16 protein-coding genes and 1 pseudogene are annotated in these 20,636 nt (G+C 69.5%); 11 read left to right on the plus strand and 6 right to left on the minus strand.

What is annotated here, in order from left to right:
- Window positions 1-25 precede the first annotated feature (25 nt).
- The 5 genes and pseudogenes from ACZ69M_RS26990 to ACZ69M_RS27010 form a co-directional block, all read left to right on the plus strand.
- On the plus strand, window positions 26-562 hold the full coding sequence (locus ACZ69M_RS26990; RefSeq protein WP_470053689.1) for a CbrC family protein: 537 nt from the start codon (window positions 26-28) through the stop codon (window positions 560-562).
- A gap of 163 nt (window positions 563-725) precedes the next feature.
- The gene (locus ACZ69M_RS26995) at window positions 726-1,382 is read left to right on the plus strand and encodes an RNA polymerase sigma factor (RefSeq protein ID WP_470053691.1); all 657 of its coding nucleotides are present in this window, start codon (window positions 726-728) and stop codon (window positions 1,380-1,382) included.
- A complete protein-coding gene (locus tag ACZ69M_RS27000; protein WP_470053692.1) occupies window positions 1,375-2,316 on the plus strand; it encodes a CU044_5270 family protein in 942 nt (313 codons plus the stop codon). The genes ACZ69M_RS26995 and ACZ69M_RS27000 overlap by 8 nt, the downstream gene beginning before the upstream one ends.
- Before the next feature lie 114 nt (window positions 2,317-2,430).
- Entirely contained in the window at window positions 2,431-3,315 is an 885-nt protein-coding gene (locus ACZ69M_RS27005) for a class I SAM-dependent methyltransferase (protein ID WP_470053892.1), read from the plus strand.
- A gap of 262 nt (window positions 3,316-3,577) precedes the next feature.
- Window positions 3,578-4,290: pseudogene (locus ACZ69M_RS27010) on the plus strand (NAD(P)/FAD-dependent oxidoreductase); the annotation flags it as partial.
- A gap of 52 nt (window positions 4,291-4,342) precedes the next feature.
- Here ACZ69M_RS27010 and ACZ69M_RS27015 read toward each other — a convergent pair.
- Entirely contained in the window at window positions 4,343-5,335 is a 993-nt protein-coding gene (locus tag ACZ69M_RS27015) for a LacI family DNA-binding transcriptional regulator (RefSeq protein WP_470053694.1), read from the minus strand.
- A gap of 283 nt (window positions 5,336-5,618) precedes the next feature.
- Here ACZ69M_RS27015 and ACZ69M_RS27020 point away from each other — a divergent pair, with 283 nt between their 5' ends.
- The 5 genes from ACZ69M_RS27020 to ACZ69M_RS27040 all read left to right on the plus strand — a co-directional run bounded on the left by ACZ69M_RS27020 (window position 5,619) and on the right by ACZ69M_RS27040 (window position 13,287).
- A complete protein-coding gene (locus ACZ69M_RS27020) occupies window positions 5,619-6,542 on the plus strand; it encodes a carbohydrate ABC transporter permease (RefSeq protein ID WP_067381317.1) in 924 nt (307 codons plus the stop codon).
- 4 nt (window positions 6,543-6,546) lie between these two features.
- Window positions 6,547-7,500, plus strand: coding sequence for a carbohydrate ABC transporter permease (locus ACZ69M_RS27025; protein ID WP_470053697.1), 954 nt, complete (start codon window positions 6,547-6,549; stop codon window positions 7,498-7,500).
- Between the two features lie 100 nt (window positions 7,501-7,600).
- On the plus strand, window positions 7,601-8,941 hold the full coding sequence (locus ACZ69M_RS27030) for an ABC transporter substrate-binding protein (RefSeq protein WP_470053699.1): 1,341 nt from the start codon (window positions 7,601-7,603) through the stop codon (window positions 8,939-8,941).
- 108 nt (window positions 8,942-9,049) lie between these two features.
- Entirely contained in the window at window positions 9,050-11,110 is a 2,061-nt protein-coding gene (locus ACZ69M_RS27035; RefSeq protein WP_470053701.1) for a beta-galactosidase, read from the plus strand.
- A 110-nt stretch (window positions 11,111-11,220) separates the two neighbouring features.
- Window positions 11,221-13,287 (plus strand): RICIN domain-containing protein, encoded by a 2,067-nt coding sequence (locus ACZ69M_RS27040; RefSeq protein ID WP_470053703.1) that lies wholly within the window; start codon window positions 11,221-11,223, stop codon window positions 13,285-13,287.
- A 104-nt stretch (window positions 13,288-13,391) separates the two neighbouring features.
- Here ACZ69M_RS27040 and ACZ69M_RS27045 read toward each other — a convergent pair whose 3' ends face one another.
- The 4 genes from ACZ69M_RS27045 to ACZ69M_RS27060 all read right to left on the minus strand — a co-directional run bounded on the left by ACZ69M_RS27045 (window position 13,392) and on the right by ACZ69M_RS27060 (window position 17,417).
- Window positions 13,392-14,039: a response regulator gene (locus tag ACZ69M_RS27045; protein ID WP_470053705.1), complete on the minus strand. Its 648-nt coding sequence runs from the start codon at window positions 14,037-14,039 to the stop codon at window positions 13,392-13,394.
- Window positions 14,036-15,301: a sensor histidine kinase gene (locus ACZ69M_RS27050; RefSeq protein ID WP_470053707.1), complete on the minus strand. Its 1,266-nt coding sequence runs from the start codon at window positions 15,299-15,301 to the stop codon at window positions 14,036-14,038. The genes ACZ69M_RS27045 and ACZ69M_RS27050 overlap by 4 nt, the downstream gene beginning before the upstream one ends.
- Window positions 15,302-15,439: 138 nt before the next feature.
- Window positions 15,440-16,591 carry an ABC transporter substrate-binding protein gene (locus tag ACZ69M_RS27055; RefSeq protein WP_470053709.1) on the minus strand — a complete coding sequence of 384 codons (1,152 nt, stop codon included), beginning with the start codon at window positions 16,589-16,591 and terminating at the stop codon, window positions 15,440-15,442.
- A gap of 196 nt (window positions 16,592-16,787) precedes the next feature.
- On the minus strand, window positions 16,788-17,417 hold the full coding sequence (locus ACZ69M_RS27060) for a DUF6629 family protein (RefSeq protein ID WP_470053711.1): 630 nt from the start codon (window positions 17,415-17,417) through the stop codon (window positions 16,788-16,790).
- Between the two features lie 290 nt (window positions 17,418-17,707).
- Here ACZ69M_RS27060 and ACZ69M_RS27065 point away from each other — a divergent pair, with 290 nt between their 5' ends.
- Entirely contained in the window at window positions 17,708-18,076 is a 369-nt protein-coding gene (locus ACZ69M_RS27065; RefSeq protein ID WP_470053712.1) for a VOC family protein, read from the plus strand.
- Window positions 18,077-18,107: 31 nt separating this feature from the next.
- On the opposite strand, the gene ACZ69M_RS27070 is transcribed toward ACZ69M_RS27065, so the two are convergent.
- The gene (locus ACZ69M_RS27070; RefSeq protein ID WP_470053715.1) at window positions 18,108-20,498 is read right to left on the minus strand and encodes an ATP-binding cassette domain-containing protein; all 2,391 of its coding nucleotides are present in this window, start codon (window positions 20,496-20,498) and stop codon (window positions 18,108-18,110) included.
- Between the last annotated feature and the right edge of the window lie 138 nt (window positions 20,499-20,636).

Here is a 20,636-nt window from a genome sequence, read left to right on the forward strand (position 1 = left end):
GCGACAGCTGTTACCGTCCCCGGTTGTGACAGAGCCGCTGCCGGAATTCCCCTACCATCCCGATCCCATCACCACGGGCGCGGTCGTATCGTCCGACACGACGTGCGTGTGTTGCGGGCAGGCACGCGGATACATCTACGCGGGCCCCGTCTACTCCGTCGACGACCTCGCCGATCGGCTCTGCCCATGGTGCATCGCCGACGGAACGGCTGCCGGCCGCTACGAGGCCACCTTTACGGGAGGCGCTGTCGACGACGACGTACCGATCGAGGTCTTCGTGGCGGTGGCCGGCCGTACGCCGGGTTTTCCCGGATGGCAGGAACCTCGGTGGTATTTCCACTGCGGTGACGGCACGGCGTTCCTCGGCGCGGTCGGAGCCGCCGAACTCGCGGCCCGTCCCGACGCGATCGAGACGCTCCGACAGGAGGCCGGCGGCTGGGGACGGTCTCCGGACGAAGTGGAGCGACACCTCAGCGCTCTGGACAAGGACGGCCAGCCCACGGCCTACCTCTTCCGATGCCGCGTCTGCGCAACTCACCTCGCGTACTCGGACTTTACGTAGGCCGGTAGCTGACGGTCAGAGCGAGGACGAGCCAGGCGGACGGCGTCAGTCGCATGTGGTTCACGTCACATCGCGGATGTGGAACTCGTACGACGTCATCGGCGAACCACTGTTGTCCACGCGAACGACTTCAGGGGAAGCACATGAACCGAAGAGACAACCGGTGACGCTCTCGCCGGGCATCGTTGTCCGGCACGGCGCCCTGGATGACAACGAGCCCGCCTCCGACGCCTCGGTCGTCAAGGAGTCCTGGGAGACGCCGGACGTCTTCGCCGTGCTGTTCGACCGCCACGCCGACGACATCCACCGCTACGTGGCCAGACGGCTGGGTGTCGATGCGGCCGACGATCTGATGGCCGAGACGTTTGTGATCGCGTTCCAGCAGCGCCGTCGCTACGACCTCTCGCAGGCCCAAGCCCGTCCATGGCTGTACGGCATAGCGACCAACCTCGTCGGACGCCACCGGCGAGCCGAGGCCCGACGCCTGCGTGCGATGTCACGTGCGGCCTCCCTGGCATCCAGCGGGCAGAGCGACGAAGGCGAGCCCATGGAGGACCGGGTCGCCGAGAGAGTCAGCGCCGAGCGCTTCTCCGGAGTGCTGGCGGGCGCGCTCGCGAAGTTGCCCGCCCGTCACCGTGACGTGCTGCTCCTCGTCGCCTGGGGTGACCTCGACTACGCGGAGACCGCGGAGTCCTTGGGCATTCCCATCGGCACCGTGCGCTCACGTCTGCACCGGGCACGTGCCCAACTACGCAAAACAGTGGGCGCCCAGGATGTCCCCTCCGCGGCTGCATTCCAAAAGGAGCACGATCATGGATGACCTCACTGAGCTGCGGGAATGGGAAGCCGACAACCTCCAGCTCACCCCACAGGCCCGCACTGCGGCCCGGGCCCGCCTCTTGCGCGCCATCGACCATGAAACGCGCCAGAGCACGAGAGGCCGACTGTCCCGGCGCCTCGTTCTGCGCGGCGCCTTCGTCGGCACCGCCACCGCGGCCGCGGCAGGTATCGCCGTCGCGGTCACGCGAGACGGTGACAACGCGAGCACGCCGAACCTCACCACGCTCAGCGCGGCCCAGATCCTCCAGAAGGCTGCGGACGCCTCGAGAGCCGACCACAGCCGGTTGCCCATCCCGCGCGACGACCAGTTCTTCTACACCAAGACCTACATCGAACGGACACCACAGAAGGGCGGCAGGACGCGTACCTGGACGGACGAGAGCTGGATGTCGGTCGACGGCTCCAAGCCCTCTCTCCGGCATGAGTACGGGAAAGTCCACCACGACCCGCCGCTCGGTAAGCATGAAGTGCGGTGGCCGCCCACCGTCTACGCCAAGCTCAAGAAGCTGCCCACCGACCCTGCCGCACTCCTCGAAGTGCTCCGCCACGGACAGAAGAGCAGTCCACAGACGGACCAAGGCGCGTTTTTCGACGCGTGTCTGCTCATGCAGGGACCGCGAGTGATGCCGCCAGGGCTTCAGGCTGCTGCGTTCGAGGCGCTCGCCGACATCCCGCGGGTGCGCGTCGACCGAGATGAGGTGGACATCCTCGGCCGACCCGGAGTCGGGGTGTCCTACCCGGGCATCGACTTCACTTTCCTCTTCGACCGCAACACCTATGTCTATCTGGGCATGCGGCTGAAAGGCGTCACAACCAAGCTGGTGCACGGTCAGTGGCAGGACACCAACCCATATTTCGAAACGAAGGGCCTCCAGCAGATCGCCGTGGTCGACAGCATTGGCCGACGTCCCTAGAGGGGGTCGGGCGCGCGAAATCGGTGATCCGGCAATCCGTGCGTTCGCTATCTTGACGGGTGCGGCGACCGCCGTCGGGCAATGCTGTGCCTGTGTGAAGGGTGGCGGGTGGCGGTGGTCGTCGGCTGGGAGTGGGACGACACGTTGTTCTCGGGGACGGCCCCCTACTACCAGCGCGGAAGGCTCCCGTACGCACCCGGTCTCGCGGAAGTGCTCGCCGAGGTTCTGCGACTCGACGGTCGGGGGCGCCTGATCGACGTGGGATGCGGGCCGGGCACCCTGGCACTGAGTCTGGCGCACCTGTTCGGTGAGATCGTCGGTGTGGACCCGGACAGCGGGATGCTCTCCGAAGCGGCGCGCGGAGCCGCCGAGGCGGGGGTGAGCGGCACGTCGCGGTGGGTGCGGGTCCGGGCCGAGGAACTGCCCGCAGATCTCGGGACGTTCACCGTGGCGACCTTCGCCCAGTCCTTCCACTGGATGGACCGGGATCTGGTGGCGGCGACCATCAGGGACATGCTCGTGCCCGGCGGGGCCTTCGTGCACATCTCGGATCTGAAGACGGAGCGTCGATCCGTCGACGGTCTTCCGTATCCGGCGGTGCCCTACGCGGCGATGGACGAGTTGGTCAGGCACTACCTCGGACCGGTACGACGCGCCGGGCGCGGGGTGCTGCCGCAGGGCACGCCCGGCGGCGAGGCCGCGGTACTCGCGCGCGCGGGATTCTCCGGTCCTCGGCGTCATGTCGTCCCCGGCGGGCAGGCGCTTGAGCGCACGTGCGACGACGTCGTCGCGGGGGTGTTCTCGATGTCGTTCTCGGCTCCGCACCTGTTCGGCGCGCGCCGCGCCACCTTCGAGTCGGACGTGCGTCTCCTGCTGCGGGAGGTGTCCCCGTCGGGCCGATTCTCCGAACGTCTCCCGAGCACCGAGATCTTCGTCTGGGGAAAGAACCCCGCCGGGACCGTCGACCCGCAGCGGGATGCGGGCCCGGTCGTCCCGTGATCCGCTGAAAGAGCAGACATGACGACATCCGTGCGCGGGCGGACGGGCCGGGACGAAACGGCCGATCCGCAGGGCTCGGAAGGGGCGTCCACATGAAGGTGGTCGTGGATCTCACTCGGTGCCAGGGATACGCATGTACGACACCGATCCGGACGACGCGCAGCGGGAGAAGATCGTGCGGGCCGCGGCGGCCTGCCCGGTCCAGGCCATCCTCCTCGACCGTGACGACACCCGGGTCCGCAAGCCCGTGCCCGACACGCAGATGACCGCTCCCGACCCTGGAGAGGCGTTCAGGCGTACGGGACGCATCGTCGTCGGGGCGTCCCTGGCCGGCCTGCGGGCTGGTCGGACGCTGCGCCAGGAGGGCTTCACCGGCACGCTGACCGTGATCGGGGACGAGTCTCACGCACCCTATGACCGGCCGCCGTTGTCCAAGCAGGTCCTCATGGGCCAGGTCCCTGCGCGGCGGACCGGACTGCCCCGCCGCGACGAACTCGACGCGCACTGGCGGTTCGCAGTCGCGGCCACGGGGCTCGACCTGAGCGGCAAGCAGGTGCTGCTGGCCGATGGCACGAAGGTGGGATTCGACCGGTTGCTCATCGCCACCGGCGTGCGGGCGCGCCCGTGGCCGAACGAGGCGGAGGCCGCGCTCGACGGGCTGTTCGCGCTGCACACACCGGAAGACGCGGAAGGGTTGCGGCAGCGGCTGGTGGCCGGGCCCGGCCGGGTGCTGGTCATCGGTGCCGGGTTCACCGGCTGCGAAGTCGCTCCGCCTGCCGCGCGTTGGATCTGCGGGTGACCGTACTCGACCGCGGCCCGGCCCCGCTGTCCGGGGCGCTGGGCGCGGTGATCGGCGGGGTCGCGGCGCAGATGCAGCGCGACAACGGCGTCGACCTGCGGTGCGGCGTCACGGTCGAGTCCCTGGAAGGCGATGACAGCGGGAGGCTGCGGCGCGCCCGTCTGTCCGACGGCAGCAACTCCTGCCGCTCAGTGCCGCTCCTTCCCGCTCGGCTCTCGGTACGGGACCTCACGCATCCCCGGCCGGCGGAGCCGTGCTCCCCCGCACCACCAGCTTCGTGGGGACGAGTGTGGTGCCGTGTTCCGGTCCGCCGTGGCGCATCCGCCGCAGGACACCCTCGACACACAGGCGTCCCACCTCGGCGAAGTCCTGGTGGACCGTGGTCAGCGGCGGCAGGAAGGAGCCCGCCTCGGGGATGTCGTCGAAGCCGATGACGCTGACGTCGTCGGGGATCTTCCGGCCGCGTTCGTGCAGGGCCCGCAGGAGGCCCAGTGCCATCTGGTCGTTGGCGGCGAACACCGCCGTACAGTCGCGCTCGTCGGCGAGCCGCAGGCCCGCGCGGTAGCCGGACTCCGCCGACCAGTCGCCGCGTACGAGGGGCGGCGGGACGCGGCCCGCCTCGGTCAGGGCGGCGTGCCAGGCATCGGTGCGGCGCTGTGCCGCGAAGGACTCCTCGGGGCCGGCCAGATGCCAGACCGTGCTGTGGCCGAGGTCCAGAAGGTGGCGTACGGCGGCCCGGGCTCCCCCGGCCTGGTCGGTGTCGACCACCGCGTAGCGGTCGCCCGCGTCCGAGTCGGCGACGACGACCTGCACGTGCGGGGGCAGGGAGATGGTCGCCGCGTCGAGCAGATGCACCTCCATGATGGCGATGACGGCGTCGACGGCGAGTTCCCCGAGCCGGGAGAAGGCGCCGCGCACCTCGTCCTGGGTGGGCACGGCGACCGGCAGCAGGGTGACGGCGTAGCCCTCCTGCGCCGCGGAGGTGGCGATCGCCTCCAGGGTGCGCATGTTGCCCGTGGTGGAGAGGTTGAAGGTGATGACGCCGATGGTGCGGAACTCGCCGCGCTTGAGGGCCCGGGCGGCGCTGTTGGGCCGGTAGCCCAGTTGCTTCATCGCCGCCAGCACCTGTTCACGGGTCTCCTCGTTCACACCCGCGTAACCATTGGACACGCGGGAAACCGTCTGCGAGGAGACCCCGGCCAGGCGTGCGACATCCGCCATGGACGCGGTCTGCGCGCGACCCACCGCCCGTTTTCCCTTGCGCCCGCGGGACCGTTCCGTCCCCGTCGAGGCACTGTCCGCAGTGTCCACCCGTCTCCTTTGTTACCCGGGTCGCCGTTTCGTCAGACGACCCTTGACCACCGACATTGGCGCAGTGTAGACATGCCGCCATCAGATGTTTACGTAAACATAACAGCCCTCGACGCGAAGGGGGACGGCATGTTTACGTAAACATCGCGACGGCGTGAGACGCCGGTTCCGAGAAGGACGAGCGAGGAACGACATGACGACGCTTCAACCCCCTGCGGGCGTGGCACGGCGCCCGGACCGGCCCCCGAAAAGGGACCGCCGCTCCTGGACAGGATGGGGGTTCATCGGCCCCTTCGCGGTGGTCTTCGCCTTCGTCTTCCTGGCTCCGATCGCCTATTCGATCTACCTCAGCCTCTTCCGTGACAAGCTCATCGGGGGCACGTCCTTCGTCGGCCTGGACAACTACAAGCAGGCTCTCCAGGACGACCAGTTCTGGTCCTCCTTGGAGCGGGTCTCGCTGTTCCTGCTGATCCAGGTGCCGATCATGCTGGGGATCGCCCTGCTCGTCGCACTCGCACTGGACAGCGGCCGTCTGTACGGCAGGAACTTCTTCCGGATCTCGATCTTCCTGCCGTACGCGGTGCCCGCCGTGGTCGCCACCCTGATGTGGGGCTTCATGTACGGCACCCGGTTCGGTCTGGTGGGTGACATCAACAGCGCCTTCGACGTCACCCTGCCCGACCCGCTCTCCGCGGACCTGGTCCTGGCGTCGATCGGCAACATCGTCACCTGGGAGTTCGTGGGCTACAACATGCTGATCTTCTACTCCGCGCTGCGGGTCATCCCGAACTCTCTGTACGAGGCCGCGGAGATCGACGGCGCCGGGCAGATCCGCATCATCTCGGCCATCAAGCTCCCCGCCATCCGCGGCGCCCTGGTCATCGCGACGATCTTCTCGATCATCGGCAGCTTCCAGCTCTTCAACGAGCCGAGCATCCTGCGGCCGCTGGCGCGCAACGCCATCACGACGGACTACACCCCGAACTACTACACGTACTCACTGTCCTTCAACGGACAGCAGCACAACTACTCCGCGGCGGTCGCCATCATCATGGGGCTGATCACCATGGTCATCGCCTATGTCGTGCAGCTCCGCGGCATGCGCAAGGGAGCGTGACCCGATGAGCAGCACGAGCAGCCCCGTCACCACCGCCTCCCCGCCCCCGTCCGCCGAGTCCGGCGGTTCCAAGAACACGCCCCGACTGCGCACACGGCGCAAGCACAGTCCCGGACGCCCCAAGCGCAGCGTCCTGCTGACCGTGCTCACCGGCCTGATCATGCTCTACACCGTGGTGCCCCTGGTGTGGCTGGTCATCAGCGCCACCAAGACCCAGGACGGGCTCGCCACGTCGTCCGGCCTGTGGTTCAGCCACAAGTTCGCCCTCTGGGAAAACATCCACGACACGTTCACGTACCACGACGGCATCTTCGTCCGCTGGCTGCTGAACACCCTGCTGTACGTCGTGCTCGGCGCCGGCGGCGCGACCCTCCTGGCGATCCTGGGCGGCTACGCGCTGGCGAAGTTCAACTTCCCCGGGAAGCGCGCCGTCTTCGCCGTGGTCATCGGTGCCGTCGCCGTACCGGGCACCGCCCTGGCAGTGCCCACCTTCCTGATGTTCAGCAAGATGGGACTGACGGACACACCGTGGGCGGTGATCATCCCCTCGCTCGTCTCGCCCTTCGGCCTGTATCTGATGTGGGTCTTCGCCAGCGAGGCCATCCCCACCGAGCTGATGGAGGCCGCCCGCATCGACGGAGCGGGCGAGATCCGCACCTTCTTCCAGGTCGCCATGCCGCTGCTCGCGCCCGGCACCGTGACCGTCCTGCTGTTCACCACGGTCGCGACCTGGAACAACTACTTCCTGCCGCTGATCATGCTCAAGGATCCGAACTGGTACCCCCTGACCCTGGGCCTGGACGCCTGGAACTCCCAGGCCCAGACGATCGGTGGCGACGTGATCTTCAACCTGGTGATCACCGGTTCGCTGCTCACCATCGTGCCGCTGATCGCCGCGTTCCTGCTGCTGCAGAAGTACTGGCAGTCCGGGCTCGCCGCCGGAAGCGTCAAGGAATAGCCCGCCCTCAGGCCCCCACCCCCCGCAGCCTCACCTCTTTCACCCTCAACCTGCCCCACCCATGAAGAAGTCCCACCCACGAAGAAGTGGAAGCACCTCCATGCGCAGAACCACCGGCCGCCTGCTGCGCGGCTTCGCTCTCCTCTCCGTCCTCGCCCTCGGGGCCACCGCCTGCGGCGGCTCCGACGACAGCAGCTCGGGCACGAAGGCGGTCTCCGCCGCGGACATCCAGGCTGCCCTCAAGAAGGGCGGCTCGGTCACGGTCTGGGCCTGGGAGCCCACGCTGAAGACGGTCGCCGCCGACTTCCAGAAGAAGTACCCCAAGGTCAAGATCAACCTCGTCAGCGACCGGTCCGGTGACAAGCACTACACCGCTCTGTCGAACGCCATCGCGGCCGGCAAGGGCGTCCCCGACGTCGCACAGGTCGAGTACTTCGCGCTGAGCCAGTACGCCCTCACCAAGGGCCTCAGCGACCTGGCCCCCTACGGCGCCGACAAGCTCGCCGCCAAGTACACCCCGGGTCCGTGGAACGCCGTGAGCGAGGGTGACAAGGTCTACGGCCTGCCGATGGACTCCGGCCCCATGGCGATGTTCTACAACAAGAAGGTCTTCGACAAGTACAAGATCGCCGTCCCGACCACCTGGGACGAGTACGTCGACGCGGCCCGCAAGCTGCACAAGGCCGACCCCAAGGTCTACATCGCCAACGACGCCGGCGACGCGGGCTTCACCACCAGCATGCTGTGGCAGGCCGGTTCGCGCCCCTACAAGGTCGACGGCACCAAGGTGACGGTCAACTTCGGGGACGCGGGCGCCAAGAAGTACACCGACACCTGGCAGAAGCTCATCGACGAGAAGCTCGTCGCGCCCATCAACGGCTGGACCGACGACTGGTACAAGGGCCTCGGCGACGGCACCATCGCCACCCTGACCACCGGCGCCTGGATGCCCGCCAACTTCGTCTCCGGCGTGCCGAACGCCTCCGGTGACTGGCGCGCGGCCCCGATGCCGCAGTGGACCAAGGGCGACAAGGCCAGCGCGGAGAACGGCGGCAGCTCCCTCGCCCTGCCCGCGCTGGGCAAGAACAAGGAACTCGCCTACGCGTTCGTCGAGTACGCCAACTCCGGCGACGGTGTGCAGACCCGCATCAAGCAGGGCGCCTTCCCGGCGACCAAGGCTGAGCTCCAGTCCACCGAGTTCCAGAACACCAAGTTCGACTACTTCGGCGGCCAGGAAGCCAACAAGATCTTCGCCGACTCCGCCGCCAACGTCGCCAGCGACTGGTCGTACCTGCCCTTCCAGCAGTACGCCAACTCGATCTTCAACGACACCGTCGGCAAGGCCTACATCTCCGGCACCAAGCTGGCCGACGGCCTGAAGAGCTGGCAGGACGCCTCCGTCAAGTACGGCAACGAGCAGGGCTTCACCGTCTCGAAGTAGCCGGCATTCCCCTCGGGAGCCGCCGCTGAGCAGCAGGCGCTCAGCGGCGGCCGCCGGGAAGCAACCACGTACCTCGCGCCACCCCGTGCAGTAACCGGAAGGACCACCATGATCTCCACCCTCCTGTCCCAGTTGCGGCACGGGCCGGACGGTGATCCCACCCCCCGCCTCGCCTACGGCGCCGACTACAACCCGGAGCAGTGGCCACGCGAGGTGTGGGAGGAGGACATCCGGCTCATGCAGGAGGCGGGCGTCAACATCGTCTCCGTGGCGATCTTCTCCTGGGCCCGCATCCAGCCCGCCGAGAACGAGTGGGACTTCGGCTGGCTCGACGAGGTCATGGACCTGCTCCACGCGGGAGGCATCGGGGTCGACCTGGCCACCGCCACCGCCTCCCCGCCGCCCTGGCTCAGCACGGCGCACCCGGAGATCCTTCCGGTCACCGCCTCCGGCGAGACCCTGTGGCCCGGAGCGCGCCAGCACTGGCGTCCCACCTCCCCCGTCTTCCGCGAGCACGCGCTGCGCCTGGTGCGCAAGATGGCCGAGCGGTACGCGAACCACCCCGCGCTGGTCGCCTGGCACGTCTCCAACGAGCTGGGCTGCCACAACGTCTACGACTACTCCGACGACGCCGCCCGCGCCTTCCGCGACTGGCTGCGCGCCCGCTACACGACGCTCGACGCCCTCAACCACGCCTGGGGCACGGCGTTCTGGTCCCAGCGCTACAGCGACTGGGAGCAGATCCTGCCGCCCCGGCTGGCCGCCTCCCACCCGAACCCCACCCAGCAGCTGGACTTCAAGCGTTTCTCCTCCGACGTGCTGAAGGACTACCTGCGCGCGGAGCGGGACGTCCTGCGCGAGCTCACACCCGCTGTTCCGGTCACCACCAACTTCATGGTGATGGGCAACACCAAGGGCATGAACTACGCGGACTGGGCCGCCGAGATCGACTTCGTCTCCAACGACCACTACGTGGTGCCCGGCCCGCAGGACCGCGACGAGCTGTCCTTCTCCGCAAACCTCGTCAGCGGCATCGCCGGCGGCCGCCCGTGGTTCCTCATGGAGCACTCCACCAGCGCCGTCAACTGGCAGCCGATCAACGTGGCCAAGCGGCCGGGCGACCTCGCCCGTGACTCGCTGGTGCACGTCGCCCACGGCGCCGACGCGGTGTGCTTCTTCCAGTGGCGCCAGTCCGCGGCCGGCGCCGAGAAGTACCACTCGGCGATGGTCCCGCACGCCGGAGCCGACAGCGAGTTGTTCCGTGCGGTGGCCGGCCTCGGGCAGACCCTCAAGACCCTCGCTCCGGTCGCCGGGACCGAGCGTGAGCCGGCCCGGGTCGGCATCGTCTTCGACTGGGACTCGTGGTGGGCGAGCGAGCAGGACTCCCACCCCACCGCCCAGCTCAGCTACCGGCAGGAGGCGCTGGACTGGTACTCCGCGCTCCTCGCCCTCGGCATCCGGGCCGACGTCGTCACCACGCAGACCGAACTCGACCGCTACCAGGTCCTGATCACGCCGGTGCTGCACGTCATGCCGGCCCCGCTCGCCAAGGAGCTCACCCGGTACGCCGAGAACGGCGGCCACCTGATCACCACGTACTTCTCCGGTGTCGTCGACGAGAACGACCACATCTGGCTCGGCGGCTACCCGGGCGCCCTGCGCGAGCTGCTCGGCATCCGCATCGAGGAGTTCGGCCCGCTGCTCGACGGCGAGACGGCCGATGTCGACCTGGACGGCGTGGACGGCACCGCCACGGGCACCTTGTGGACCGACCGGATCAGCGTCACCGACCCGGCGGTGGAGGTGCTGGCGCACTACCGCGGCGGCACGTACGCCGACCGCCCCGCCGTCACCCGGCGCCCGACGGGCCAGGGCTCGGCCGCGTACGTCTCCACCCGGCTCGGCACGGACGGTCTCACCACGCTGCTGCCGAAGCTGCTCGCCCCGGCCGGTGTGCACAGTGAACTGCCGGACGGCGCGCGGGGAAGCGTCGAGCTGATCGTGCGCCGGAGCGCGGACAGCCGCTATCTGTTCCTGGTCAACCGGACCGACGAGACGGTGCCGCTGACCGGAGTCTCCGGAGACCTGCTGGTCGGCCGGACGGACGACGACGGCACCGTCGTCCTCGCCCCCCGGGACGTCGCCGTACTGCGGCAGCCCGCCCTCTGACAGCCCTCGGACAGCGAGCACGGCCCCCGTTCGAGGGTTAGCCGGCGTGCCCCCCGCGCGGGGGGCACGCCGGTCCATCGCAGCGACCACACACGAGTTGGGAGCACACGTTGGCACGCCGTACCCGCACAAGACGGCTTCTGGGAACCATCGCAGGCACCGCACTGGCCACCGGGGCAGCCCTGGTCACCGCCCCGCCCACGAGCGCGGAGACCGCGCCGGCGGCGGCCGCGTCCGTGACCGTCCGGCCGGATCCCTCGTACAAGGAGCAGAGCTTCGAGGGCTGGGGCACCAGTCTGGTCTGGTTCGCCAACGCCACCGGCAACTACCCGGCACCGATCCGCGAGAAGCTCGCGGGGCTCCTGTTCGGCGACGACGGCCTCAATCTGAACATCGCCCGCTACAACATCGGCGGCGGCAACGCCCCCGACGTCAAGAACTACCTGCGGGCCGGCGGAGCGGTCGAGGGCTGGTGGAAGGCCCCGGACGGCACCACCCGTACGGACACCGACTGGTGGAGCGCCGACGACGCGGCCGACTGGAACCCGAACGCCGACGCCACCCAGCGCTGGTGGGTGGACCGGATCAAGAAGGACATCACCCACTGGGAGACGTTCAGCAATTCACCGCCCTGGTTCATGACCAACAGCGGCTATGTCTCCGGCGGCTTCAACTCCTCCGCCGACCAGCTCAAGACCGGCTCCGTCGACGACTTCGCCGCCTATCTGGCGGGCGCGACCAAGCGGCTGGAGAAGGCACACGGCATCAAGGTCGACACCCTCGACCCGTTCAACGAGCCGAACACGAACTACTGGGGTACGCGCCTGGGCGCCGACGGGCAGCCGGTCGGCGGCCGCCAGGAGGGGGCACACATCGGCCCCGAGCTCCAGCAGCAGGTGATCCGCGCACTGGCCCCCGCCCTCGCGAAGGCGAAGACCGGCACGAAGATCTCCGCGATGGACGAGACCAACCCCAGCATCTTCACGCAGAACTGGAACTCCTACCCCCAGGACGTCCGGGACCTCGTCGGCCAGATGAACGTCCACACCTACGGCACCGGCGGCCGTACCAGCGTGCGTGACCTGGCCAAGGCGGCGGACAAGCCGCTGTGGATGAGCGAGGTCGAGGGCGACTGGGGCGACGGCCAGAGCTTCACGGACATGCGGCCGGGCCTGGGTCTGGCCCAGCAGATGGTCGACGACCTGCGCGAACTCGAGCCCAAGGCCTGGGTGTTCTGGCAGCCGGTCGAGGACTACGACAACATGAAGCCGGGCGGTGAGTCCGCCAAGGGCGGCAACTGGGGCAGCATCCAGCTCCCGTTCAGCTGCACCTCCGCGGACACCCTCGCGACCTGCCCCATCTACACGAACACGAAGTTCGACACCGCCCGCAACTTCACCCACTACATCAAGCCGGGCGACCGGCTGATCAAGACCGACGACACGAACAGCGCCGCCGCGGTCTCCAAGAGCGGCAACGGGGCGACCGTGGTCCACGTCAACAGCACCACCAGCGCGCGTACGGTCACCATCGACCTGTCCAAGTTCGGGCACATCGCGCGGGGCGCGACGGTGACTCCCGTGGTGACCAGCGCCGACGGCAAGCTGGCACGCCAGACCCCGGTCACGGTCACCGACCGCCGGGCCACCTTCACCGTGCCCGCCCAGTCCGTGACCTCCTTCGTGGTCAAGGGCGTGTCGGGCGTGGCCAAGGACGCCGCTCTGCTGAAGAAGGGCCACACCTACTCCCTGACCGGCGTACAGAGCGGCAAGGCGCTCACCGTCGCGGACGACGGCGGCAAGCTCGTCATCAAGACCGCGAGCACGGACGCGGCCACGGTCACCAACCAGCGGTGGCAGCTGCGACAGGTCAGCGGCCAGACCGGCAACCGGCAGCGGTACGTGTTCACCAACCCGGTGGAGGGCAAGCGGCTGGCCGTGCGCGACGGCGCCCCGGTCCTGGAGACGGACACAGGACCTCGTGACACGGCCACACAGTGGATCATGTCAACGACCGGTGACGGCACCTGGACCCTCGTCAACGCCGCCACCGGAAGGCTCCTGGAGGTGGGCGGCCAGGCCACCGCCGACGGATCCGCCGTCACGATCTGGACGCCGAACTCCGGCTCCAACCAACGGTGGACGGTGTCCGACGTGACCACCGGGACCGGCTCCTAGGCCGACAGGACCTGGCCCTACCGCGCCATCCCTCTCCGCGCCCGCCCATGACGGTCCGCGCGGGCGCGGAGAGGATGCCTCGGCCGCGTCGGACGCCTTGCGTGTCAGGTGAGTTCGAGCAGTCCCCTGCGCACGGCCTCCGACACGGCCGCCGCCCGGTTGTCGACCCTGAGTTTGCGATAGACGCGCACGAGGTGGGTCTTGACCGTGGCCTCACTGAGGTACAGCGCCTCGGCGATGGCCCGGTTGCTGCGCCCCTCGGCGAGCAGCCGGACGACCTCGATCTCGCGATGGCTCAAGTCCTGGTCCGGATTGACCACTTGGCCGACGAGTTCGCCGACGATCGCCGCGGCGAGTCCCATGGAGCCCGCGGCCGCGGTGTGGACCGCCTGGAACAGTTCCTCCGGCGGCCCCGCCTTGAGTACGTAGCCGCGCGCACCCGCTTCCAACGCGCGGACGACATCGGCCCGTCCGGCGTAGCTGGTCAGCATCACCACCGCCACGCCGGGCGCCCGGGTGCCGAGCCGACGGGCCGCCTCGACGCCGTCGATCCCCTGACCCGGTCCGGCGAACCGCAGATCCATCAGCACGACGTCCGGGGTCAACCGGGCCCCCAGACGAACCGCCTCCTCGCCGCTGCCCGCCTCGGCGATCACGTCGAGGTCGGGTTCACCTTCCAGCAGGGCCCGCAGTCCGGCGCGTACGACCGTGTGGTCGTCGGCGATCAGCACGCGCAGCGGTGCGGCGGTCATCGGGCGGTCGCCGGTGTGAACGACGGCTCGACCGGCCGCGGCCGGGACCGCGCGGACACCGAGGCCCGGATCCTGGTACCCCGGCCGGGTGCGCTGCTGACGTCGAGGTCGCCCCCGCACTCACGCAGGCGTGCCCGCGCGGCCGAGAGGCCGAATCCGCGGTCCGTCCCGAGGGCGCCCGGCGAGCGCTCGCCCGCGAACGTGGCGGCCGGGTCGAAACCGACTCCGTCGTCGCTCACTTCGAGTTCGACGCGATCGGGGTGCCGGTGGAAGGTGACCATTACGTTCACCGCGTGGGCGTGTTCGCGTACGTTCGCCAGGGCGTTCTGGGCGATGCGGAACAGGGTGGTGGCGGCCTGGTCGTCGAGGGCGGGCTGATGCGTTCCGAGCGAGCGGAACCGTACCCGGGCGGCGGCACTTTCCTGACGGGAACGGGCGCACAGCAGCCGCAGCGCGCCTTCGAGGCCGGCCTCGGCGACGGTGGACGGGGTCAGGTCCCGGATCATCCGGCGGGTCTCGGCGAGGTTGCTGCCCAGGCCGTCGGCCACGGCACGGACACGGGTCCGTGTCACCTCCGGCCGCGCGTCCCAGTCGCGCTCGGCCGCCTGGAGCAGCATCAGGCTGCCGGCGAGTTCCTGGGCCAGGGTGTCGTGCAGATCGCGGGCGATGCGGGTGCGTTCCGCCAGTACGCCCGCCTGGCGTTGCTGCCGCGCGAGCGTGTCCCGGGTGTCCCGCAGTTCCTCGACGAGGCGCTGGCGGATCGCGGCGTCCCGCTGCTGGCCGCGGTAGAGGGCGACGGTGCCCCAGACGGCCGCCACCGGAACGAGGACGACCTCCGGGTCGAACCGGCCCGTGGACTGGACGAGTGCGTCGACGAGCACGAAGGTGATCACGCCCACCGTGGCCATCGCGGAGCGGCGGCCGAGCGCGCGCAGGGCCGCACAGGCCAGTGGGACGGCACACCAGACGTAGGCCGTCGTCAGCGGTGACGGCGCGAGGAAGACGAGGGCGGTCCACAGCAGGAGCAGCAGGGGGATCCAGAGGTGCCGGCCGAGCGGGCCGAGCCGGTTCCAGTGGGCGAGCCCGCCCGCGTACGTCACGGCCAGCAGCCCGCTGACGGTCACGATGTACCAGCACAGGGGGATCTCGAGCTGGGCGAGGCGCACGAGTCCGGCGCCGACGACGAGGAAGAAGGCGAGGTGCGAAACGCTCTCCAGGGTGGGCCGGTTGCCGCGGGCGGTCGGTGGAGCGCGGTCGGGCACGGCAGATCCCCTTGGGGCGGACTGATCCAGTCGGACAGGGCGTCCGAGTCTATCCGTCGCCTGTAGGGCCCATGTGAAGAGCGGGACCGCCGGTCTCCGTTCGGACCGGGGTACGGAGACCAGCGACCCCACCAGCGGTTACGCCCCCGGGTGCAGGCCGGGCCGGCCCGGCGTGGGGTCGCCCTTCACCTCGCCGAAGTAGAGGGCGAAGGTCTGCTTCCAGCGCTCGACGGCCGCGCGGTCGGCCATGAATCGGGGGAAGCCGTCGATGTGGGCGTCGGGGTACTCCCAGATCGGCTTCAGACCGGCCGCGGGCGTGACGTCGGTCCGTACCGACCAGCCGTTGAAGGATGACTGCTGCTGGGTGGTGGACAGTTGCCAGTTGAGGTACAGCTTGGCGGCCGTCGTGTTCCTGGCCCGCTTGAGGATGGCGGCGCGCTGGCCCCAGGCCATGAAGGGGTGTCCGTCGGCGACGACCCACTTCGCGGGAGAGGTGGCCGGGGAGGTCAGCGCGCCCGCGGTGCCGATACCGATCGTCTTCTGCTTGCCGAAGACCGCGTCTCCTGGGGAGTTGCTGCCCCGGGCGAACCGCACGTCCTGCCGGGCGAGCGCGGCCACCCAGTCCCAGCCGTACTTCTGCGCGTACAGGCTGTAGAGGTAGAGGACCGCGTCGTCGTCGTGCGGGTACGACGAGGCGATCTTCCCCTTCCACTTCGGGTCGATCAGGTCGAGTGGGGTCTTCGGGGCGTCCGCGCCGGCCGCGGCGACGTCGTACAGGAAGCTGAAGCCGATCGCACCGATGGCGACCCAGGCACCGTGCGGGTCCTTGAAGCCGTCGTACACCCGGGAGAATCCGGCCGGCTTGTACGACAGCAGGCGGCCCTGCTCCTTCCAGCGGGTGAAGTCCTGGAGCGTCTGCAGTTGTACGACGTCGGGGACCAGGGTGTCGGTGGCGAACTGGTTGTCGACGCGGACGTCGTGGTACTTGCTGTAGTCCACGACGAGCTTCAGGTCGATGTCCGGGAAGCGCTTGAGGAAGGCGGCCTTGGTGCCGTCCTGCTGTGTCGGGGTGTCTCCGCCGGCGTAGATGACGAGCTTGCCGCCGTCCGCCAGGGCGGCCCGGTACAGCTCGTCGAGCGTCCTGGTCTCCTCGGCCCCGCCAGCCCGCCGGGAACCGGTGGACGAGGCAGCGGCAGCGGGGCCGGCCGCGGCGCCGAACGCTCCGAGGCCGAGGGCGGCGGCACCGGCTCCGGTGGCAAGTACACGTCGTCTGCTGAGGAAACTGGACACTCTGTGGGGCCTCTCTGATGGGGGTGAGGACCTCGGCGGGTCGAACGCGGCGCCATGGTCAGTGGCGATTCTGGCGCCGTGGGGTGAGGCCGCGCGTCATCCGTACGCAGCGCAGGACGCGCGGGCGGTGGAACCCGCGTTCAACCGATCGGTTGAACGACGCCGACGGCCGTGCGGGCCGCGCACGACGTGCCCATCAGCGCCCCGTGTCCGGCCCGGCCGGGCGCCGACGCACCCAGGCGAACAGTGCCACCGAACTCACCGCCGCGAACGCGCACCAGGTCGACACGAACTCCAGCTCCCACAGCACCCAGCAGATCAGCGCGCCCGTGCCCATCAGCGCCCCGAGCAGCAGAAGTCCACGGTCACCTGAGAGCAGGAGGGAGCCGATGGTGGCCAGGAGATAGCCGGCGACGAGCAGTTCGGGGTGGTTCAGGTGCACGAAATAGCCGAGGGTGTGGCCGCGGACCTCCGCTCGCACGGGACGGGTCACGAGCGCGTACGCGAGGGCGGCGCCCGTCACGAGGCCGATTGCCAGGGGGACCGTCAGCCTGCGCCGGGCGTGCGGGGGCGCCGCGCACATCACACCGGCCGGGACCCACACCGCGAGCAGAGGCAGCGCGATGACGGCCCAGGCCACGGTCGCCGGGCCCGTCCCCCCGCCGGAGTCCCAGACCACGGACTCCACGATCTGATGCGCCCCGAGGATCAACGGCAGCGCGGCCAGCGGCAGATCACGGACCCGCCGCACCCGCGCCACACAGGCCACCCCGACCGCGCCGATCCCGGCACCGGCGGCCAGGTCGGCCGTCGCACTCCAACACATCGCGCCACCCGGGAGTCGGCCGTCATGTGATGACACCCTTACCCCGACCACGGTAGTCCCGCCGCCGCACGGACTCATGCAGGCCACCCACTGGTGCGGAGCCGAGCGCGACCGGCGGCACCGAAATGCCTTCTGTTGACGAGGTGACCGAGGCGGCCCCGTCACAGGCCGCCGCTCTCGACCGCGGCTCGGCGTTGACGTAAATCAGGTCGCGGAGTGGGGAGTTGATCCCTACGGTGTGACGCCGGACGAGTTCGGACTCACAGCATGACGGGTGTTACGGAGTTGCCATGCCCCTGCAGATGAAGCTCACGGCGATCACACTCGACTGCGCCGATCCAGAGACGCTGGCCGCGTTCTATCAGCAAGCCACCGGGTTTGAGCTGCACCCCAAATCCAACAGTGACTTCGCCGGCGTCACCCGCGAGGACGGGCTCGCCATCGGTTTCCAACGGGTCGATGACTATCAGGCTCCGCGTTGGCCGGGCCAGGCCGGGCCCCAGCAGAGCCATCTCGACTTCGCGGTCGATGACCTCGACGAGGCGGAGGCCCTGCTGTTGCAATGGGGCGCGACCAAGCCGGAGCACCAGCCGGGTGGGGACAGATGGCGGGTCTTCACCGATCCAGCCGGGCACCCCTTCTGCGTGATCAGGGGCTGATGTCGAGCGCACCGTCGAGCGAGGGCGTGTGTCAGGGGCCCACGTAGCTCGCGAGGTGTTCGCCGGTGAGGGTGGAGCGGGCTGCGACGAGGTCGGCGGGGGTGCCCTCGAAGACGAGGCGGCCGCCGTCGTGGCCGGCGCCGGGGCCGAGGTCGATGATCCAGTCGGCGTGCGCCATGACCGCCTGGTGGTGCTCGACGACGATGACCGACTTGCCGGCGTCGACGAGCCGGTCGAGCAGGCCGAGCAGCTGCTCGACGTCGGCGAGGTGCAGGCCGGCGGTGGGCTCGTCGAGGACGTAGACGCCGCCCTTCTCCGCCATGTGCGTGGCCAGCTTGAGGCGCTGGCGCTCGCCGCCGGAGAGGGTGGTGAGGGGCTGGCCGAGGGTCAGGTAGCCGAGGCCGACGTCGGCGAGCCGGGTCAGGATCCTGTGCGCGGCCGGCGTCGCCGCCTCACCGGCGCCGAAGAACTCCTCGGCCTCGGTCACCGACATCGCGAGCACCTCGCTGATGTCGCGGCCGCCGAGGTGGTAGTCGAGCACCGAGGCCTGGAAGCGCTTCCCCTCGCACTCCTCGCAGGTGGTCGCGACGCCGGCCATCATCGCGAGGTCGGTGTAGATGACGCCGGCGCCGTTGCAGGTGGGGCAGGCGCCCTCGGAGTTGGCGCTGAACAGGGCCGGCTTCACACCGTTGGTCTTGGCGAACGCCTTGCGGATCGGGTCGAGCAGACCGGTGTACGTCGCCGGGTTGCTGCGCCTGGAGCCGCGGATCGCGGCCTGGTCGACCGACACCACGCCCTCGCCGGCCGGGATCGAGCCGTGCACGAGCGAGCTCTTCCCGGATCCGGCGACGCCGGTGACGACGGCGAGCACCCCGAGCGGGATGTCTACGTCGACGCCTTGCAGGTTGTGCGTCCTCGCGCCGCGGATCTCCAGCGTGCCGGTGGGCTTGCGCACCGTCTCCTTGACGGCGGCCCGGTCGTCGAAATGGCGGCCGGTGATGGTGCCACCGGTCCGCAGCCCCTCGACGGTGCCTTCGAAGCAGACGGTGCCGCCCGCCGTACCGGCGCCGGGGCCGAGGTCGACGACGTGGTCGGCGATCGCGATCGTCTCCGGCTTGTGCTCCACGACGAGCACCGTGTTGCCCTTGTCCCGCAGTCGCAGCAGCAGGTCGTTCATCCGCTGGATGTCATGCGGGTGCAGGCCGATGGTGGGCTCGTCGAAGACGTAGGTGACGTCGGTGAGGGAGGAGCCGAGGTGGCGGATCATCTTGACGCGCTGCGCCTCACCGCCGGACAGCGTGCCCGCCGGCCGGTCGAGCGAGAGGTAGCCGAGCCCGATCTCCACGAACGAGTCGAGGGTCTGCTGCAGTGCGGTGAGCAGCGGCGCCACCGACGGCTCGTCGAGACCGCGGACCCACTCGGCCAGGTCGCTGATCTGCATCGCGCAGGCGTCGGCGATGCTGATCCGCTTGATCTTCGACGACCGGGCCCCTTCGTTGAGCCGGGTGCCGTCGCACTCGGGGCAGGTGGTGAAGGTGACCGCGCGGTCCACGAACTCCCGGATGTGCGGCTGCATGCCCTCGCGGTCCTTGGCGAGCATCGACCTCTGGATCCGCGGGATCAGCCCCTCGTAGGTCATGTTGATGCCCGCGATCTTCATCCGGGTCGGCTCGCGGCGCAGGAAGTCGTGCAGCTCCTTCTTGGTGAACTTGCGGATCGGCTTGTCCGGGTCGAAGAAGCCCGACTCGCTGTAGAGCCGTGAGTTCCAGCCGCCCCCTGTGTAGCCGGGGACGGTGATCGCGCCCTCGGAGAGCGACTTGGATTCGTCGTAGAGCTGGGTGAGGTCGAGGTCGGAGACCGAGCCACGGCCCTCGCAGCGCGGGCACATGCCGCCGGTGATGCTGAAGCTGCGGCGCTCCTTCACGGTCTGTCCGCCGCGCTCCATGGTGACCGCGCCGGCTCCGCTGATCGAGGCGACGTTGAAGGAGAACGCCTTGGGCGAGCCGATGTGCGGCTTGCCGAGCCGGCTGAAGAGGATGCGCAGCATCGCGTTGGCGTCGGTGGCGGTGCCGACCGTGGAGCGGGGGTCGGCGCCGAGCCGCTGCTGGTCGACGGTGATCACGGTGGTCAGTCCGTCGAGGACGTCGACCTCGGGCCGCGCCAGTGTCGGCATGAAGCCCTGCACGAAGGCGCTGTACGTCTCGTTGATCAGTCGCTGCGACTCAGCGGCGATCGTGTCGAACACCAGCGAGCTCTTGCCCGAGCCGGACACGCCGGTGAACACGGTCAGCCGGCGCTTCGGGATCTCGATGCTGACGTCCTTGAGATTGTTCTCGCGCGCGCCGTGCACGCGGATCAGATCGTGGCTGTCGGCAACGTGCGGCGCAGGCGACTGCGTGTCCGTCCTCGGGGCCATGCTCATCGTGTCTCCATCTGTCGAGTGGGGCCGCCTTCGCGGACTCCGTCGGCGTCGCCTGGCTGGATCCGACCAGCTCCGAGGGTAACGTCTGCACTTTTCCGCGTCGGAGCGTTCGCGGTGGCGGTCGCTGCCGACCTGGCC

The sequence above is a fragment of the Streptomyces sp. NPDC107454 genome (assembly GCF_055582885.1).

What these genes read in the sequence shown, in the direction of transcription:
- ACZ69M_RS27000 (WP_470053692.1), top strand. Translation starts at nt 1,375, where the DNA reads ATGGATGACCTCACTGAGCTGCGGGAATGGGAAGCCGACAACCTCCAG.
- ACZ69M_RS27015 (WP_470053694.1), bottom strand. Translation starts at nt 5,335, where the DNA reads ATGGCGGATGTCGCACGCCTGGCCGGGGTCTCCTCGCAGACGGTTTCC.
- ACZ69M_RS27020 (WP_067381317.1), top strand. Translation starts at nt 5,619, where the DNA reads ATGACGACGCTTCAACCCCCTGCGGGCGTGGCACGGCGCCCGGACCGG.
- ACZ69M_RS27025 (WP_470053697.1), top strand. Translation starts at nt 6,547, where the DNA reads ATGAGCAGCACGAGCAGCCCCGTCACCACCGCCTCCCCGCCCCCGTCC.
- ACZ69M_RS27030 (WP_470053699.1), top strand. Translation starts at nt 7,601, where the DNA reads ATGCGCAGAACCACCGGCCGCCTGCTGCGCGGCTTCGCTCTCCTCTCC.
- ACZ69M_RS27035 (WP_470053701.1), top strand. Translation starts at nt 9,050, where the DNA reads ATGATCTCCACCCTCCTGTCCCAGTTGCGGCACGGGCCGGACGGTGAT.
- ACZ69M_RS27045 (WP_470053705.1), bottom strand. Translation starts at nt 14,039, where the DNA reads ATGACCGCCGCACCGCTGCGCGTGCTGATCGCCGACGACCACACGGTC.
- ACZ69M_RS27060 (WP_470053711.1), bottom strand. Translation starts at nt 17,417, where the DNA reads ATGTGTTGGAGTGCGACGGCCGACCTGGCCGCCGGTGCCGGGATCGGC.
- ACZ69M_RS27065 (WP_470053712.1), top strand. Translation starts at nt 17,708, where the DNA reads ATGCCCCTGCAGATGAAGCTCACGGCGATCACACTCGACTGCGCCGAT.
- ACZ69M_RS27070 (WP_470053715.1), bottom strand. Translation starts at nt 20,498, where the DNA reads ATGAGCATGGCCCCGAGGACGGACACGCAGTCGCCTGCGCCGCACGTT.